Below are 17,367 nucleotides of genomic sequence, written 5' to 3'. Positions count from 1 at the left end.
ATGACATATTTGAGAATTCAGTTAATCATCGGTTGTCTTGCTTTTGTTTTTGCGCCGAAAGTATATGCGCAGGCAACCCCGGAAATGAGAGTGATGACCTACAACATTCGCTATAAAAATACAATTGATAGTATTAATGGTTGGGAGTATCGGAAGGATAATGTGGCTTCATTGATGAAATATCACCAGGCTGATATAGTGGGTTTGCAAGAGGCGGTTGTAGACCAGATCGTTGATTTAAGGGAAAGAATGCCGCAATATAAATGGTATGGCGTTCCCCGGATATCAGGTAAGGGTGGAGAATATACAGCTATATTTTACAGATCAGATAAGTATCAGCTGCTCGATTCCGGTACGTTCTGGTTTTCAGAAACCCCTTACGTAAAAGAAAGTAAAAGTTGGGATGCGATGTATCCAAGAACGGCGTCGTGGTGCAAATTCAAGGATAAAAAATCAGGCGTGCAATTTTTCTTCTTTAATACCCATTTCGATCATATTGGAAACATTGCAAGGCAGAAAAGTTCTGAAATCTTAAACTACCAGATTGATTCAATTGCCAAAAAATCACCGGTAATTCTCACAGGCGATTTCAATTCCACACCATCATCTATTGCCTATAAGACAATAATTGATAACAAGAAATTACAGGATGCAATCCATATTAGTTCAACGCCACACTATGGCCCCGTTAATACTTCAAGTGGCTTTCGTGTCAGCTACCAGCCGCTAAGAGCAAAAATCGATTACATATTCGTCAATAAGAAAGTACAGGTTTTTCAACACGTAACCATAACCGATCAACAGGAGGGAAGGTATTATTCTGATCATTTGCCTGTATTAGCCGTAATAAAAATGACGCGGTAGTTTCCTCTTTATCTACACTAAAAATTGCTTGTTTTGAAATATAAAATCATCTCGTGTTTATCACTGACACATGTAATCGTTTTTCTTTTTTTAGCCGCTAACTACTCTTCTGCACAAACGACTGCTCCAAAAATAGGTGCGTATTATTTTGATGGTTGGAGTGGCAAATCGTTTCACATCACCGACGATCTGAAAACGAACTATCCTGACAGGGAACCCAAATGGGGATGGGTAACAAGCACTCCTAAAATTGTAAATGAGCAGGTAAAATTAGCAGCAGATGTTGGTCTTTCATTCTTTAGTTTTTGTTGGTATTACAGCAAGACAGAGAAGCTTTTACTCAACCAGGCCTTAGACTTTTACAAAGTGTCTAAAAATGTAAAAAAGCTTGAATATTGTTTGTTAGTAGCAAATCATGCAGGGCACGAAGTGGGACCCGAAGATTGGGATAATGCCAAAGAAATGTGGGTAAATGAATTTAAACACCCACAATATCTTAAAACCGGAGGAAAGCCACTATTGATTTTTTTCGAGCATGGGTCGCTGGTAAAAAGATTTGGTTCACCCGAAGCAGTTAAAGCTGCTTTTGAATCGTTAAGACAATATGCAGTTAGTCGTGGACTTCCCGGAGTAACAATCGCTATTTGCGAGGGGTCGCCTGCAGGAATCAAGATCGCTGAAGCTTGTGGAGCTGACCTGATTACAGGCTATAATTACCATAGTCTTGGTTTTGTAGGAAAAGAGCAGGCAATTCCTATAGAAAAAATGCAGGTTAGCGAACAAAAACATTGGGATGTACTGGGTAAGGCAACTTCGCTTAAATATATCCCGGTTTCGACGGTCGGATGGGATCCTCGTCCATGGTCTAATGCAAAAAACATGTATTCAGAAAAGCCCTATTTTACAGGCTTTAACGATGAGTCTGTAAAAAACTCGGTAACAGGATTAGTAGATTGGATGAAAAATAATCCAGGTGTACTTCCGCACGAAAAGATAGGATTGCTATATGCCTGGAATGAAAACGGGGAAGGTGCATGGTTAACACCTGGAAAAACAGGATTAAATCCTTCGTTAGGTGTTAAAAAGGCTTTGAAGAAAAAATAGTCTTTGGGATCATATATCGAAAGACGGCCGAAAATAAAAGAGAGCACATTATTGTAGTTTCTTAAGAAGATTTTGGTTGCCGGCAGTTGCATTTTTATTCAGCATTGTTGTGTCACTCACTTGTACAATTGTTTTTCTATTGGTCCGGATCAGATAGAAATTAGGTCTGCTTAAGAACTTTAAAGTGGTATCGGGATCAGCTTCAGAGCTAAGAAAATTCCTCTGTTGGTTTATTCTATTTCTCCAGCCAAATTTATATTTCCAAAGTATGATAATGATGTCGATAAAGCCAAGGGTAATGATAATTATGTTTCTTCAAATAACATTATTATTTGCTGTAAACAGTACCGTTTTAGGGGAACAAAGAGTTGACAGTAATGCCACTATTAAAAGGGTATTGATATTAGGAAATAGTATTACCCGCCATGCTCCTGCACCAAATATTGGATGGTATGGAGATTGGGGAATGGCAGCTAGTTCTAAAGACAAAGATTTCGTACACATTCTCCAGGCGAAGTTTAGACAGGTATCACCATCTGTAACGGTAGATTTTGAAAATATCGCCTCTTTTGAAAGAACTTTTTGGGAATATGATCTATCTAAATTTGATAGCCTCCTTGCATTACATCCTGATCTGATTATATTAAGAATTGGAGAAAATGTTAAGGCTGAATGGATTGAAAAACACAACTTCAAACTCTGCTACGAAGGTCTGATCGATTACTTTAGAAAGAAGGACAATAAAATTAAGGTTCTCTGTGTCTCGTCTTTTTGGAAAACAGATAAAATCGATCAAATAACTGAATCGGCAAGCAATAGCAGAAATTGCAGCTACCTCAAAATAAGTCAACTTTCAGATGACCCGGCTAACATGGCTTTGGGAAAATTCGAACATGAAGGTGTAGCCAAACATCCTTCGGATAAAGGAATGGCTGCTATAGCTGATTTAATATGGCAAAAGATAAGCTCGTTGCAGGAGTTGAAATGAGTTTGAAATTTCGGTGATCAAACATTTGATAAGAATGGGCCGGTACGTGCTAAGTAATTTTGAGCATTGTAACAGATAGCTATAAGACACTTTCATACTTAAAATGCTTACTGGTCTTCTACAAAGCGAATAGAATAAAGCAACAATAAAAGGAAAGCATCGGAACCAATCTTCAACCTTTGTCTTCTTCAATTTTATTATAAGCCGGGTTTACTATAACAGAAAATTTGTATTTATCGCCCCTGTAGTACGATTTTTCTACTTCAATTACCTGGTCGGGATTACATAATACAACACTGTCTAAAATAAAAACAGGTATTGCAGTACTGCCTTCAAAGTTATTTAACGTCGATTCAGGCGAAAAAATGTCCACACTTAAAGACTGCTTCAAGTCGCTAATTTTAAGCTTATAACTACTTTCATAAGTTTTGAAATAAGAAATTTCTGTTGAAAGGCGGTCTATTTTAGGACACAATGTCAAGGAGATAAACCTGGTTTCATCTTTCATTACTTCATCATCAGCATACCTCAACTGGTGAATTTTTAATACGGGTCCTTGTATTATATAATGTTTTCCGTTAATTTCTGCAGAAATCCCTTCTTTCAAAACAGTCTTTTCAAGAATGATGTTTTTTGGGGTAAAGCCTTCGGCGATCAGGTAATCGTTAAAGCCTCTTCGGGTTGCATCTATTGACCCAATTGTTCTTACCAGTTGATGTTGCGGAGTCTTGTTTAATACAAACGTTCCCTTGCCCTTAATCCTTCTTCCCCAGCCTTTCGTTTCTATTTCCAATAAAATCTTTCTTGCCGTAGTATTACTAATCTTATACTTTTTAATTAGTTCGTTCTCCGAAGGGATTTTATCGCCAGGTAACAATTCTCCTGCTTTGATTTTTTCAATTATATTTTCACTTAACGAGATAAATTTCGATTTCATTTTTAACGTATTCAACCTAGTGCTTATACTGATATTGTACGAACCTAATGCAAATATGGTTTTTTCTTTAAAAAATATTTATTTTTTTGCTTTTTCGACTTCTTTTCTTTACGTTTGATCTCTCTAACCTTAGTGCGTTAAGCTTTATGAATCGAAAATACATTCCTCTTGTTGTATTGGCTTTTTTATTTTCTGCAACAGCATTAAGTTTTTTAGACCGCCAGGTATTGTCAATGACAATAATTAAGATTCAACAGGAATTTAAAGTAACGGATTTTCAATACGGCATTGTTAATACAAGCTTTCTTATAAGCTATGCTTTGATGTTTACAATCGGCGGAAGGCTAATGGACAAGTTTGGTAGTAAAAAGGGGCTAGCGGTTTCTGTTGGCGTGTGGTCTATCGCAAATAGTCTTCATGGTATTATTAGTAACTTCTATCACCTGGTAATCTTTCGTTTTTTATTAGGCGCCGGAGAGGGTGGATGTTTTCCCGGAGCAGCTAAAGCCGTATTTGAATGGTTCAATGAAAAAAACAGGGGATTAGCTAACGGCATCGCTATCGGCGGTGCTGCGATTGGAGCCGTTATTGCCCCGCCCTTAACCATATTTATTTCTTCGAAGCTAGGTTGGCGATCGAGTTTTGTAATCCCTGGTTTAATTGGTATTGTCTGGGTCGTTGGATGGCTTTTGATACCATCTGCTAAGAAGCGGGTTCAAAACCAGAACAATGAAGCTCTTGTAGCAAAAAGCGCCATTCCTTTTTCAACCATTTTAAAAAATAAGCAAGCTCAAACCTTTATTCTTATCCGGTTTCTGCTCGATCCGGTGTTGTACTTCATAATGTTCTGGACGCCGAAGTATTTGAATGAGCAGAGGAACATCTCCTTCGAAAACATAGGAAGCTTGTTTTGGATTCCTTTCCTTGCCTTAGGGGTATCAAATATAGTCGGAGGTTTTTTCTCTGATAAACTTGTAAAAAAGGGTGTGTCAATCAACAGAGCCCGGAAAACAGTAATGGGCATAGCTGCTGCTCTTACGCTCGTTGCTCCAATGATTGCTTTTGTTTCCTCAGCACAGGTTGCAGTTGCTTTAATGGCCGTAATAATGTTTGCACACGGCTTTTGGATTACTAACTATATAACATCAATATCAGACATTTTCGGTGGTATAGGTACATCTACTGTAGTAGGTTTATCAGGTACTGCAGGTGCAATTTCCGGATTGATTATTAATCCTCTAATAGGTTTAGTTATACAAAGCTATTCTTATTCGCCTATTTGGATTGCTTGCGGTTTAATGTATCCTCTGGCTTTCGTGTTATTCATAGTCTTTATTCCCAAAATTCAATTAGTAAGGCTTCAAACAATGTAATGCTTGTTTTGCTATTGAAGTAAATCTCATTTATAAAAATGTTTAAACTAAAAATTTTATGATCAATCAAGTCAACAATATGCCTGCAGTTCACCTGGGCAGCGCAATTAAAAGGAGAAAAGAAACAGTAGCAAGAATAGGTGTTTTTGGAGTTGGATACTTCAAATATTGGGACCAGTTTCCCGGCTTACTGGATCAGTTGAAAGCTAAGCAGGAGGTGTTTATTGAGAAAGTATCAAAGAACGAGGTAGAAGTAATAGATTTTGGTTTAGTTGATAATGTGCAAAGCGCATACGACCTGGTTCCTCAACTAAAAGCCGCAGATCTTGACCTGATCTTTTGCGATATGCTCACTTATGCTACATCAAGTACTTTCGGCATTGTTGTTAAAAGCATAGAGACGCCTATTGTTCTTGTTGCTTTACAACCTGACCAGGCATTGGATTACGAGAATGCTTCAACATATCAACAGTTGTACAACGATGATATATGCGCGCTACCCGAATTTGCAGGAGTAGCGGTAAGAATGGGTAAGAAGGTGCCGGACATGATAGTAGGGACACTGCATAACGATGAGCAAGCTGAATTGGAAATTAATGAATATTGCGGGATAGCAAAGGTGTTACACGATTTAAGGACGGCAAGGATTGGTCACATCGGTCATCCTATTGAAGCAATGCTTGATATGCATTCCGACTCTACCATGATAACGGCGCATTTTGGTGCCCACATCATTCAGTGCGAAGCACACGAAATAGTAGCCCATTATGAAAGGGCAAATGAGGAAAATGTGCACGCTACCAGAAACAGGATACTCGATTTTTTTGATACGCCTGATCCTATTTCGGACCCAATTTCTGAAAAACTAAAAGACACAGACCTTACGACCTCAGCCAGGGTAACAGTAGCGCTTGAGCAATTTGTAGAGCATAAAAAATTAGACGGGTTAGCCTATTATTACGATGGAGAAGAAGGTAGTAATACACGATTAGTAATGTCTAATCTTATTGTAGGAAATTCATTATTAACAGGGGCTGGATTTCCTATGTGCGGAGAGTCTGATCTGAAGACATGCATAGCAATGTTGATAATGGATCGGCTAGGTATAGGGGGAAGTTTTGCCGAGTTTCACCCCGTAGACTTTAAGGAAGGTTTTGTATTGGTAGGACATGACGGACCTCATAATATCGCCATTGCAGAGGGCAGACCGGTATTGAGAAGTTTAAAGAAGTACCATGGAAAACCTGGTTTTGGCGCAGGGGTTGAATTTAAAATTAAAGAGGGTCCTATAACAATACTTAGTATCAGTTCTACCTACAACGGCAAATTTAAATTCGTAATTGCAGAGGGCGAATCAGTTGAAGGACCCATTCCGCCGACCGGTAATACAAACACCCGTGGATATTTTAAACCCGACGTACGCACATTTCTACACAGGTGGGTAAAGGAAGGTCCGACACACCACTTTGCTTTGGGCGTAGGTCATTATGCAGCCACCATAACCAAAATCGCTAATTACCTGAATATAGAATCCGTCACTATCTCTTAAAAAACAACTTGTATAATAAATTTAAAACGACTGCCTTATGAAAGAAAAATTCAACCACGGTTTCCCCTTAAAACTGGGCATCTTTATCGTGATTTTTGTTTTGAAATGTAACCTATTAATAGCGCAGCCTACCGGCACTATGTCCATATCGGGCACTGTTACTTCTACTGAAAATCCAAACGGAATTTCTGGTGTTTCAGTCGTGGCAAAGGGAACTAACAATGGTACCGTTTCTGACAACAGTGGCAATTATAGATTAAGGGTGCCGAATAAAGCTACCCTGGTTTTTAGCAGTACTGGCTTTCAGACCCGAGAAATTACAGTGGGAGACAATCCTGTAATTGATGTTCAAATGGAAGTTGCTTCGACATTATTGAATGAAGTAGTCGTCGTTGGATATGGTACTCAAAAGAAAAGAGACCTCACCGGTTCAATTGTAAACCTGACCGCTAAAGATCTTACCCTTTCTCCTTCGGCAAGTTTTGATCAGATGATGCAGGGAAAAGTGCCGGGGGCTCAAATCGTTCAAACGTCTGGTGCACCAGGAGGTAATGTGAATGTAATAATAAGAGGAATTAGTTCAATTACTGGCGGCAATTCACCATTGTATGTAATTGATGGTTTTGCAATAGGTACCGGTGGTGGCGGCGCTGACTTAACAAGTTTCAATTCATCGTCTTACTCCGCTTCAGGGATAGCGGGCAGTAGCGGCATAAACAGGATAAATCCTTTAAGTACCATTAATCCTGCGGACATAGAATCAATTCAAATATTGAAAGATGCTTCTGCAACTGCTATATATGGATCAAGGGGTGCTAATGGAGTAGTTATTATAACAACTAAAAGAGGTAAGCAAGGTGGTAAAGCAAATATAACCCTTGATGTATCTACAGGGTTACAGGAATTGGCCAGGAAGTTAGATTTACTTTCCCCAGGAGAGTATGCTGAGTTTGTTGCAAATGGCCGGGATAATGCATGGGTATTTGCAGGTGGCAATGCTAATGATCCAAATAACGTAAGAAGTACGGCAACACGGGTGAAGCCCGCTTTCCGCAATCCTGGTTCTATACCGAATGAGGGAACCGACTGGCAGGATGTTATATTTAGAAAGGCAATGGTACAAAACTACCAGTTAGCTGCAAGCGGCGGTTCAAGAGATGTAAAATATTATGTTTCCGGCAACTACTTCAACCAGGAGGGGATCATTATAGGTTCTGATTTTAAGAAGTTTGGATTACGTACTAATATAGATGCCCGTATTTCTGATAGAATAAAATTCGGTGGATCTTTTAATTCCTCTTATTCATACGGAAATTTTGCTCGTGCCGAAGGACATTTACAACACCGTGGATTGATTTCCACAGCCCTGGCCAGTGATCCTACGATTCCTCTCTACGACACAGACGGAAACTTTTATTCCGAATTTTCTCTTCCCGAAGGTATCCCTGTTGAACATCCCTTAATGATTGCCCGCGAATTTCTTGATAAAAGAAATGTAACCAACATCTTTACGAACAATTATATTGATTATGAAATTGCGAAAGGATTAGTTTTTAAAACTTCTTTTGGCGTCAACTATTCCAGTAGTGAAACCAGGTTATGGAAATCATCAAAGGTAGGAATAGCAACCAGTAGAACAGGGGTTGCTACTGCTGGTATATCAAAAGTACGATCGCTCAATTACCTTAACGAGAATACATTAAACTTCAGACGCACGATTAATAATCATGAGATAGATGCATTGGCTGGATTTACAGTTCAAAAAAATTCAGACGATGTGGTGCAGGCAGGTGCATCTGATTTTCCTACTGATGAGGTTGCCTTCTTAGCCGCCGGTAATGTTACATCCGGTACAAATTACATATCTGAGTGGTCAATGATGTCGTGGTTTGCCAGAATGAATTACGTTTTTGCAGGTAAATATCTTGTAACGGGTACAGTTCGCCAGGATGGAAGTTCAAGGTTTGGCGCTAATAATAAGTGGGGAACCTTTCCTTCTATATCATTAGGATATAGAATATCCGATGAAGCGTTTATGAAAAGTGTTAAGTTCATCAGCAACTTAAAGCTTAGAGCCAGTTATGGAATTGCAGGCAATAACCTGATCAGCAACTATGCAAGCCAGGGATTATTAGGAATAACAAGGAACATTAATAATGGACAGGTTATTTCGGGTATCACCCCTTCAAGTTTGTCTAATGCCAACCTAACGTGGGAGCAATCTGTTCAAACAAACTTTGGAGTAGATCTTTCATTATTGAACGACAGGATAAACTTTACTGCAGATATTTACCGGAGTCATAAAAAGAATTTATTACTAAATGTTTCTTTGCCTGCCGCTTCTGGTTTTAGTGGTTCTGTGCAAAATATCGGGGAATTGGAAAACAAGGGTGTTGAGTTTTCGGTAAATACTGAGACTATAAAGAGTAAAGCTTTTAACTGGACTACCAGTTTTAATATAAGTGCAAATAATAATAAAGTACTTGCTCTTAATGGAAATGCTGTAAGAATTACTAATTCTGATTACCAGGTAAGCCAGGTGGGTTTACCAATTTCAAGCTTTTACTTGCTTAATGCCATTGGTGTTTTTCAAACAGCAGAGGAGATTTCTAAAAGCCCTTTACAATCCCCAAGAGTTGTACCCGGCGACCTGAAATTTGAAGATGTAAATAATGATGGAAGGATTACAACAGCCGATAGAAAGATTGTTGGAAATCCATGGCCGGATTTTACATGGGGGTTTGATAACAAGTTCAATTATAAAGCATTCACATTAAGCGTTAGCATTAACGGCTCGCAGGGTAATGAAGTGTATTTTCAGGGAGGTGAAATAAATTTAAATGATGCCGGTGTTCAAAATCAATTAGGCATGATTGCAGATAGATGGAAATCGCCCTCTCAACCAGGTAATGGATTGTTGCCACGGGCAATCAGGAACGATTATGCATTTACATTAAGCTCCAGTTCGAGGTATATGTTTGATGGTTCGTTTGTTAAGATCAGGGACATCAATCTTTCATACCTTTTCTCACCAGGTGTATTGACCAAATTAAAAGTACAATCGCTATCAGTTTTTGCTGATATCACCAATGCTTACATTTTTACCAAATATCCCAGTTACGATCCCGAGGGTAGCATAGGCGGAGATAACCTGGCAAGGAGTGGTATTGATTATTTTGCATATCCTAATCCCCGCGTCTTCACTCTTGGAGCAAGATTGTCATTTTAATTATCTGTCGTTAAAAAATTAGTCATGAAAAAATATATTGTAATCATAATGTTGGCAATGGTTGCTTCAACTTCGTGTAAGAAGTACCTTGAATTAACACCACAATCACAAATCGCCACCGAGAACTTTTATCGTAACAGCAACGATTTTGAGAGTGCCCTTATTGGAATCTATGGAACGTTCCGTGGACTTTATAACTCAAGTAACATGGTATACTTAGGAGAATTGTCAACGGACAATACAGAGATCCAATGGTCTTCTCCTTCAATAAGCGAAATGCAGGTTGACCAGAATGCTGTTACTGCTACCAATGCTTACGTAAGTGCTGCCTGGGGTACTTGTTTGGCAACTATCGCAAGATGTAATGTGATTCTCAACAGGATTGATCTAATCGCTTTTGATGCTAACACTAAAAACAGGATTAAGGGCGAAACAAAGTTCTTAAGAGCCTATAGCTACTTCCATTTGGTAAGGTTATTTGGAAGAGTGCCGATAACCGACCAGGAGTTTAAAAGTCCTGAACAAATATTGTCAGCCGATCTTTCATTGCAGCCAAAAGAGAAAGTGTACGAGGTTATATTAAAAGATCTTACTGATGCAGAAACTTTGTTGCCTGTTACGGTTAATTCTGATAAATCAAGAGCGTCTATTGGTACTATTAAAACATTACTTGCAAAAGTATATTTAACCCAATTAAATTATGATAAAGCTGCTGAGAAGCTAAAAGAAGTAGTAGATGCCAGGCAGTATTCTTTAGTCAATAATTATAAAAGTTTATTCACTACTCCAAATAATAATCTCGCAGAGTCAATACTGGAAATTCAATATTTGTCCGGCAGAACTATGGGTAATAATTATTCTTATGTATTTACTCCCGCTATTACAAGTATGGCTATTTTTCAAAACAACCAACAAGGGGCAGGAAGAATAGTTCCTACATTGGATTTGATGAATGCATACCAGCCAAACGATAATAGAAAAGCCGCTTCTGTAAACGATTCCGTTCTATTAATAAATGGTACAAAAGCCTATAACCGGTATGGTTTAAAGTTTGTTGATTTTAGGGCCGTTGATGTTACAGATGGTAGCGTAACTTTTACTGTTCTGCGCTATGCAGACGTATTACTGATGTATGCTGAAGCGCTAAACGAACAAGGTAAGACAGGCGAAGCATTTCAATATATGAACGCTGTCAGAAACAGGGCTGGTATAACTACAAACCTATCCGGACTTAGTAAAGAAGCCCTGCGGCTGGAAATTGAAAAAGAAAGAAGAGTAGAGTTTTTGTACGAGGGGCATCGTTGGTTTGACCTGGTACGTACAGGAAGGGTACGTGCAGTTTTAAATGCACATTACCAAAGGCAAAATCAGAATTTTTCTGTTGAAGAACATGAGCTTGTATTTCCTATTCCACAGGGGGAGCTTGATTTAAACCCTAAAGTAACTCAAAACCCGGGTTATTAATTGGGGCAACAAGCTTAGGTGCTAAAACGCTTTTTTTGTTGCTGGAAAGGGATAGTAAAGCTGAATAGAAAGTCTATAAGTTGAAGTGAGTGACACAACGATGTTGACTGTTGTTACTTAGCTGGTAAGCAAAAAAATATTCTTATTTAGCTATAACTATTCAGGCGCCGGTTCTATATCAATGTCTTTTATTAAAGCATCTTTTTGTTACCAGCCTTTGTTTTTCAATTGTACATCGTTGTGTCACTCACTTGTACAAACCATTTTCTATTCAGCAAAAAGCGCGGTAAGGCAATAGTGTTCGTGAACTCTTTATTGTTATTTTAAAAGGAAATAAGCATAACCAATGAAAAAATTTTTAGTTGTTTTCTTCTTAGTGCAAATGGCTGTATGGAAGACTACGTCAGCCCAAATAAATGATGTAGCAGTTAAAGGAAAGAACTTTTATAATATCTCCCTTGAATCATCTTTAAAGCCTTTTAAAAAGAATGATAAGGAATACATAAGGAAGGTTGCGGCTGAAATGTTTTTGCAATGGCAATCGTTGCTGAGGCATACCGATACCGTGTCTATTATGCTTTGGACGGCTGATGGTTCTGAGATACTTGATTATAGTGGAAGCCTTAACCAACCATTAGAATGGGCAAAGTATATGGGCAACCCAAATACAAACCATGAAGTAGGCTCAGGTCCCAAAGAACTATCGCTACATGAAAGGGCGTATGAATACCTGGAGAACCCTCCAAAGTTTACTTATGAAGATTTGAAATTTATCGTTCAAACGCTCAAAGAAACTGGAAGTAAGATGACAGGCAAGGTAATAAGGGTAGGTGCAACTTTCGACCCGGGGCCAGAGTTTGCAAAGTCGGATTTTAAGTATAAAAGACACAGGGAAATTTTAGGGGGCAATGCAATGGGAGAGAAGTCTTTTGTAAGTTGTTATTCTGTTTTAAATGCTGATACTCATAAATATGCCGGGTATCCGACAGGCATCCCTGCTAATACGCATTTTGGAACTTTTTTTGGCAGACAGAGCGAGCATTTCTTAAAAGACCTTGGATATGATTATATATGGTTTAGCAATGGTTTTGGATTTGGTGTAGAAGGGTGGAACTCAACAGGAGCCATTTTTACCGGTACAGATTTCATTAAGAATAAAATGTCTGAAACGCGCTTACTCATCGCTGATTTCTGGAAGTTATATCGTAAAGAATGTCCTTCATATGAAATACAAACAAGGGGCACTAACCTTTCAGCAGGTATTGACCTTGCAAGAGATGGAGTTGATTTAAAAAACATTTACGGAGGCAACTTTAATATACTGCCGCCTCCTAATTCTCCGTGGGCTGCGTTAGATGGAGACTTTGGATTGGAAATGGTAGGTTACATGTCTCGTATTTCAGAGATCCCCGACAACCGGTATTTGTTCAGGTATTATACACACGATCCATGGTGGGTAAACAGCCCCTGGTTAGACCGGTACGGAAGTGAACCGCATGATATCTATCTTCCTATGTCGGTGTCAAGAATAAATGACCGTGGTGAAATAACTCCGCCGACACACCTGAACTTTTTAACGATTGATAATACTTATGGCGATATGCCAGCCCAAGTGCCTGATGAAGTAATACCTCATATTTTAAAGGCTCGCTATAATCTTCCAACACAGCCGGGTCCACTTGTTTGGGTGTATCCTTTCGACGAATATCATAACTGGGCGTATACTCAGCAGGAACGTTTACCCGAAATCTATTACGGCGATTGGTTGATCAGGCAAGCCATTAACAACGGCTTTCCTTTAAACACCATTACATCTACAAAGTCGTTTCAAACGTCGCTTAATAATAAGCCGGGTTTATACAATGAGTCTATCCTGTTGTGCATTGTTCCTGATGCAGGTTCAGCGTTCGAAAAGCAATTGATCAACTTTGTTCAGAATGGAGGAAAGTTAATTGTATATGGTCCTGCTGATCATATAGGTGCCGGCTTTGCATCGTTATTAAACCTGCAAAACGTTGAACCACTTGAAGGAGAATTTCAACTGAATTCTACCTTTTCAAACGATATTTTAGAAAAGAAATACCCTGCAAGAATTTTTCATCGTTCACTCTTTTCTGGCGGAGGTGTTAGAACAAAAGTGAAAGAACAAGCAGATAAGTCGACCAAGATTTTATCAACCATGTTACAGAACACCAAGGCAAGAGATGTAGTATGGGTAAGAACCAAACCTGAATGGAAAGGTGGTAAGGTTGGTTATGTGCGGGGTACTAATTCAAGCAGGTTTACAGGAGGTAAATTATTAGCGCCGGACGATCCTGAGAAATGGTTTGCCGGTGGAATGTACCTGCGTTATATTTTAAAAGAGTTTGGTATTGAATATAATATTGATAAACAGGATCCTTCTGTTAAGAACCCGGTACTTACTGTTAGCAGAAGTAATAACGCGTTTTACTTTTCCGGTTATGTTCCCAATACGACGGTTAAGCAACGGTTTAAGTTTCCACAGGGAGCGCCTATATTAAATGGTTTTCAAACAAAATTTGAAAAAGGTTTTTCAACCTATTCATTACCTACTGCCTGGAACAGGGAGTGCAGGATCTTTATCGAGCAGAATGATGGTATCGTTTCTTGTAAGGATATTTATTCGGGGGATAAAGATATCAGGAGAAGACTTGAAATTGATGGTTTAAATAATGCCACTGTAAGGATCTATCCCGAAGACAACATAACTGCCGAACAGTTAAAGGTGTATTTAAACAGTACCTATCCCTGGAAAACCGGTAGTATTTCGTTTAAAGCGGGCGATAAGAAATATGGTAACCATTATGTAATTGAGAAGGTTACGGGCAGAGTGTCTGTAGCCTGGTAATTTTTATTTCTAACGATTACACAGCCTGTTCATGAAAAAGATTTCATTCTTTGCTTCATTGGTCATTGTCTGTTTTTTGTTTTCCTGGAAAACGGGGAAACCTATAAATAATTCAACTACCTATGACTCTTTAAAAAGAGGTTTTATAGATCCTCCTTCTAAAGCCCGACCTAAAGTGTATTGGTGGTGGCTGAACGGCTATGTAGATAAGGGCAGGATACTAGAGGAATTGACTGCAATGAAAAATGCTGGAATTGCAGGTATGGATATTTTCGAAATAGGCGTACCCAAAGGGGATACAATGATACCGGCCGGTCCTGCTTTTATGGGTGATGAGTCTTTGGAAACAATAAGGTATGCAATACAAGAGGCAGGTAAGTTAAAATTAGAGGTTGGATTAAATATGGCCAGTAGCTGGAATGCCGGTGGAAGTTGGACTCTTCCGGTGCATGCGGCCAAGTCGTTGTACTTTTCAACGGTAAAAGTAAAGGGGCCGGCAAAAGAGAAAATTAATTTACCGTTCCCCAAAATTTTTAAGGGTGATGATAAAGGCAATAATTTAATTCCTACAAATGCAAATGGAAAGCCCGCCTACTACGAGGAAGTAGCTGTGTTGGCTATTCCGGCAGGTATTAAGAACAATACGCTTGACACCGGTAAGATTATTAATCTTTCAAGGTATTTTAATTCAAATACTGAAATAGTAGATTATAAGCTTCCGGATGGAGAATGGGAGATCTATAGATATGTTAGCTCCAACTCCGGGGAACAGTTAAAGCTCCCCAGTCCAAATTCAAAAGGGCCGATCATTGATCACTTTGATTCATCTGCTACCCGTGCCCATTTTCTGCATATCATTAATAGGTTAAAAAGTGTATTAGGTAACTTCAATAACACTGCCCTTAAAAGCCTGTACCTGGCAAGCTATGAAGCAACGGGAACTGTCTGGACTTCTACCTTACCTGTTGAATTCCGAAAGAACCATGGCTATGATGTTCATAAACTGATCCCTGCAATGTTTAACAAGGAGTTGTTTGATACAGAAACAACAGACAGGTTTCAGGCTGATCTGAAAAAAACGTTGTCTGAGTTAATGATTAATAATTTTTACAGAAAGGCTAAGCAAGTATCGAACAGTTTTGGGCTGAAGATTAATTCAGAAGCTGGCGGACCCGGCCAACCACTGCATAATGTTCCTGCCGAGCCGCTAAAAGCACTCGGTTCATTAGATATACCGAGAGGTGAATTTTGGAACAAGCATCATATTTATAATAAAGACAGTGTGGATGTTTTGCAGGTTGTAAAAGAAGTGGCTGCTGCCTCTCATATTTACAATCGGGGTATTGTTGAAGAAGAATCATTTACGAGTTTCGAACATTGGCAGGAAGGACCGTTTGAATTAAAGCCTTTAGCAGATAGGGCGTTTTGCGAGGGGATGAACAAAGTAGTTGTTCACGGTTTTAGCCATAATCCTAAAGGTGCCGGCTTCCCGGGGTTCGTTTATCATGCCGGAACCCACTTCAATGATAAAAGAGTTTGGTGGACTAAAGTGAGACCGTTTAATGATTACCTGGCAAGAGTATCATACGTTTTGCAGGAAACGAAATTTGTAGCAGACGTAGTTTATTACTACGGAGATAAGGTACCTAATTCTGTAACAGCTAAAAACACGTCTTTTAAAGTTGGTACTGGCTACGATTATGAAGTAATTAATACCGATGTCTTGTTGCACCAACTGTTAGTAAAAGACGGATTATTGGTTTTGCCAAACGGCGCGAAGTTTAGGATACTGTCACTAGCAGGAATGGATGAAGTGAACCCGCAGGTGTTAAAAAAAATACAGAAGCTTGCAGCAGCAGGAGCAATTATTACCGGAACGAAACCTGCGAAGGCAGTGGGCTTGATCCATCAATTAAAAGGGGATGAAGCAGTTAAAAATACTGCCAATCAGTTGTGGACTAACACCCGCAGTACTTTTAAGAAAGAGTTGATTGGTAAAGGCAAAGTATTTACCAATTTGTCACCTTTGAAAATTCTTCAAGGTCTCGGTGTAGTGCCAGATTTGGATTATAGTGGAAGTGATAAGCCGGTTATTGATTACATACATACAACCAAAGGCGACGTTGATGTTTATTACATTAGAAATACCACCGGTAAACCTATCTCGAGGTTATGCGCTTTCAGGCAACAAAACAAAGTACCCGAAATATGGGATCCTGTAACTGGGGAAGTAGTAGCAATAAACATTTACGACGCTGGCAAACAACAAACTAAAATTCCGATTTCATTACCTGCTTACGGATCTTATTTTATTGTATTTAAAAATGGACGACCTGTACCTCATTATATTTCTTTAAGTCTAAACGAAAGTGATCCTCCTTTTATAAAATATACCAAGAACGGAATTCAGCTACTGGGAGATGGGGTATACCGCCTGGGGGAAGCAAAAAAAATACAAAACAAGGTTAAAATAGCATCGATTGAAGGCGCATGGAAAGTAGGTTTCACAAAGGGGTGGGGTGCACCTGATTCTGCAACTTTTCCTACACTAATGTCATGGACCGAATCGGGGGACAAAGGGATAAAATATTACGCCGGCACTGCTACTTATCAAAAAACTTTCAGCTATTATAATAATCCAACCGTTCATAAAGGGGATCAATTATATCTCGATCTCGGTAACATTTCTAAAGTTGCAGAAGTTTGGTTGAATGGAGAACGGTTAGGCATTACCTGGGCACAACCCTATAACTTTAATGTAACCGGCCTGGTAAGGAATGGAGAAAACGAATTGAAAGTTGAAGTAGCAAATGTTTGGTCGAACAGGTTAACGGGGGATGCCATTACCGGCGAAAAATTTACGAATACCAATATTGCCATTAGTTCAAGAGGAGTGAAGTGGGCTGTTAGTCCATTAGTAGTATCAGGATTGTTGGGACCTGTAACAATTCAATTAATAAAGACGGTTAAATAATTTATCTAGAACTTAT

The 17,367-nt window shown here is 39.0% G+C and carries 10 protein-coding genes; 9 read left to right on the top strand and 1 reads right to left on the bottom strand.

Annotation, left to right across the window (positions count from 1 at the left end; genetic code table 11):
- The 3 genes from JWR87_RS05640 (at window position 1) to JWR87_RS05630 (ending at window position 2,956) form a co-directional block, all read left to right on the top strand.
- A complete protein-coding gene (locus JWR87_RS05640; protein WP_297816672.1) occupies window positions 1-864 on the top strand; it encodes an endonuclease/exonuclease/phosphatase family protein in 864 nt (287 codons plus the stop codon).
- A gap of 33 nt (window positions 865-897) precedes the next feature.
- Complete coding sequence (locus JWR87_RS05635; RefSeq protein WP_297816669.1) at window positions 898-1,968, top strand: glycoside hydrolase family 99-like domain-containing protein; 1,071 nt, start codon at window positions 898-900, stop codon at window positions 1,966-1,968.
- Window positions 1,969-2,242: 274 nt separating this feature from the next.
- Complete coding sequence (locus JWR87_RS05630; protein ID WP_297816666.1) at window positions 2,243-2,956, top strand: SGNH/GDSL hydrolase family protein; 714 nt, start codon at window positions 2,243-2,245, stop codon at window positions 2,954-2,956.
- Window positions 2,957-3,128: 172 nt separating this feature from the next.
- Here the strand turns inward: JWR87_RS05630 and JWR87_RS05625 are convergent, their stop codons facing one another.
- Window positions 3,129-3,893 (bottom strand): GntR family transcriptional regulator, encoded by a 765-nt coding sequence (locus JWR87_RS05625; protein WP_297816663.1) that lies wholly within the window; start codon window positions 3,891-3,893, stop codon window positions 3,129-3,131.
- Between the two features lie 146 nt (window positions 3,894-4,039).
- On the opposite strand from JWR87_RS05625, the gene JWR87_RS05620 reads away from it, so the two are divergent.
- The 6 genes from JWR87_RS05620 (at window position 4,040) to JWR87_RS05595 (ending at window position 17,351) form a co-directional block, all read left to right on the top strand.
- Window positions 4,040-5,266 (top strand): MFS transporter, encoded by a 1,227-nt coding sequence (locus JWR87_RS05620; protein WP_297816660.1) that lies wholly within the window; start codon window positions 4,040-4,042, stop codon window positions 5,264-5,266.
- Between the two features lie 58 nt (window positions 5,267-5,324).
- A complete protein-coding gene (locus tag JWR87_RS05615) occupies window positions 5,325-6,815 on the top strand; it encodes an L-fucose/L-arabinose isomerase family protein (RefSeq protein ID WP_297816657.1) in 1,491 nt (496 codons plus the stop codon).
- 37 nt (window positions 6,816-6,852) lie between these two features.
- A complete protein-coding gene (locus JWR87_RS05610; RefSeq protein ID WP_297816654.1) occupies window positions 6,853-10,044 on the top strand; it encodes a TonB-dependent receptor in 3,192 nt (1,063 codons plus the stop codon).
- Between the two features lie 24 nt (window positions 10,045-10,068).
- Window positions 10,069-11,508: a RagB/SusD family nutrient uptake outer membrane protein gene (locus tag JWR87_RS05605; protein ID WP_297816651.1), complete on the top strand. Its 1,440-nt coding sequence runs from the start codon at window positions 10,069-10,071 to the stop codon at window positions 11,506-11,508.
- A 346-nt stretch (window positions 11,509-11,854) separates the two neighbouring features.
- Window positions 11,855-14,377: a hypothetical protein gene (locus tag JWR87_RS05600; protein WP_297816648.1), complete on the top strand. Its 2,523-nt coding sequence runs from the start codon at window positions 11,855-11,857 to the stop codon at window positions 14,375-14,377.
- 31 nt (window positions 14,378-14,408) lie between these two features.
- The gene (locus JWR87_RS05595) at window positions 14,409-17,351 is read left to right on the top strand and encodes a glycosyl hydrolase (protein WP_297816645.1); all 2,943 of its coding nucleotides are present in this window, start codon (window positions 14,409-14,411) and stop codon (window positions 17,349-17,351) included.
- Window positions 17,352-17,367: the final 16 nt, after the last annotated feature.

This window comes from Segetibacter sp. (genome assembly GCF_025963695.1).
GTDB lineage: Bacteria > Bacteroidota > Bacteroidia > Chitinophagales > Chitinophagaceae > Segetibacter.
The sequence above is the reverse complement of the archived record's forward strand: the minus strand, read 5'-3'. Positions and strand labels throughout refer to the sequence as shown.

Bases quoted from the DNA above. Each gene is read 5' to 3' on its own strand.
- JWR87_RS05600 (WP_297816648.1), top strand. From the start codon at position 11,855: ATGAAAAAATTTTTAGTTGTTTTCTTCTTAGTGCAAATGGCTGTATGG.
- JWR87_RS05640 (WP_297816672.1), top strand. From the start codon at position 1: ATGACATATTTGAGAATTCAGTTAATCATCGGTTGTCTTGCTTTTGTT.
- JWR87_RS05605 (WP_297816651.1), top strand. From the start codon at position 10,069: ATGAAAAAATATATTGTAATCATAATGTTGGCAATGGTTGCTTCAACT.
- JWR87_RS05625 (WP_297816663.1), bottom strand. From the start codon at position 3,893: ATGAAATCGAAATTTATCTCGTTAAGTGAAAATATAATTGAAAAAATC.
- JWR87_RS05615 (WP_297816657.1), top strand. From the start codon at position 5,325: ATGATCAATCAAGTCAACAATATGCCTGCAGTTCACCTGGGCAGCGCA.
- JWR87_RS05610 (WP_297816654.1), top strand. From the start codon at position 6,853: ATGAAAGAAAAATTCAACCACGGTTTCCCCTTAAAACTGGGCATCTTT.
- JWR87_RS05630 (WP_297816666.1), top strand. From the start codon at position 2,243: ATGATGTCGATAAAGCCAAGGGTAATGATAATTATGTTTCTTCAAATA.
- JWR87_RS05620 (WP_297816660.1), top strand. From the start codon at position 4,040: ATGAATCGAAAATACATTCCTCTTGTTGTATTGGCTTTTTTATTTTCT.
- JWR87_RS05595 (WP_297816645.1), top strand. From the start codon at position 14,409: ATGAAAAAGATTTCATTCTTTGCTTCATTGGTCATTGTCTGTTTTTTG.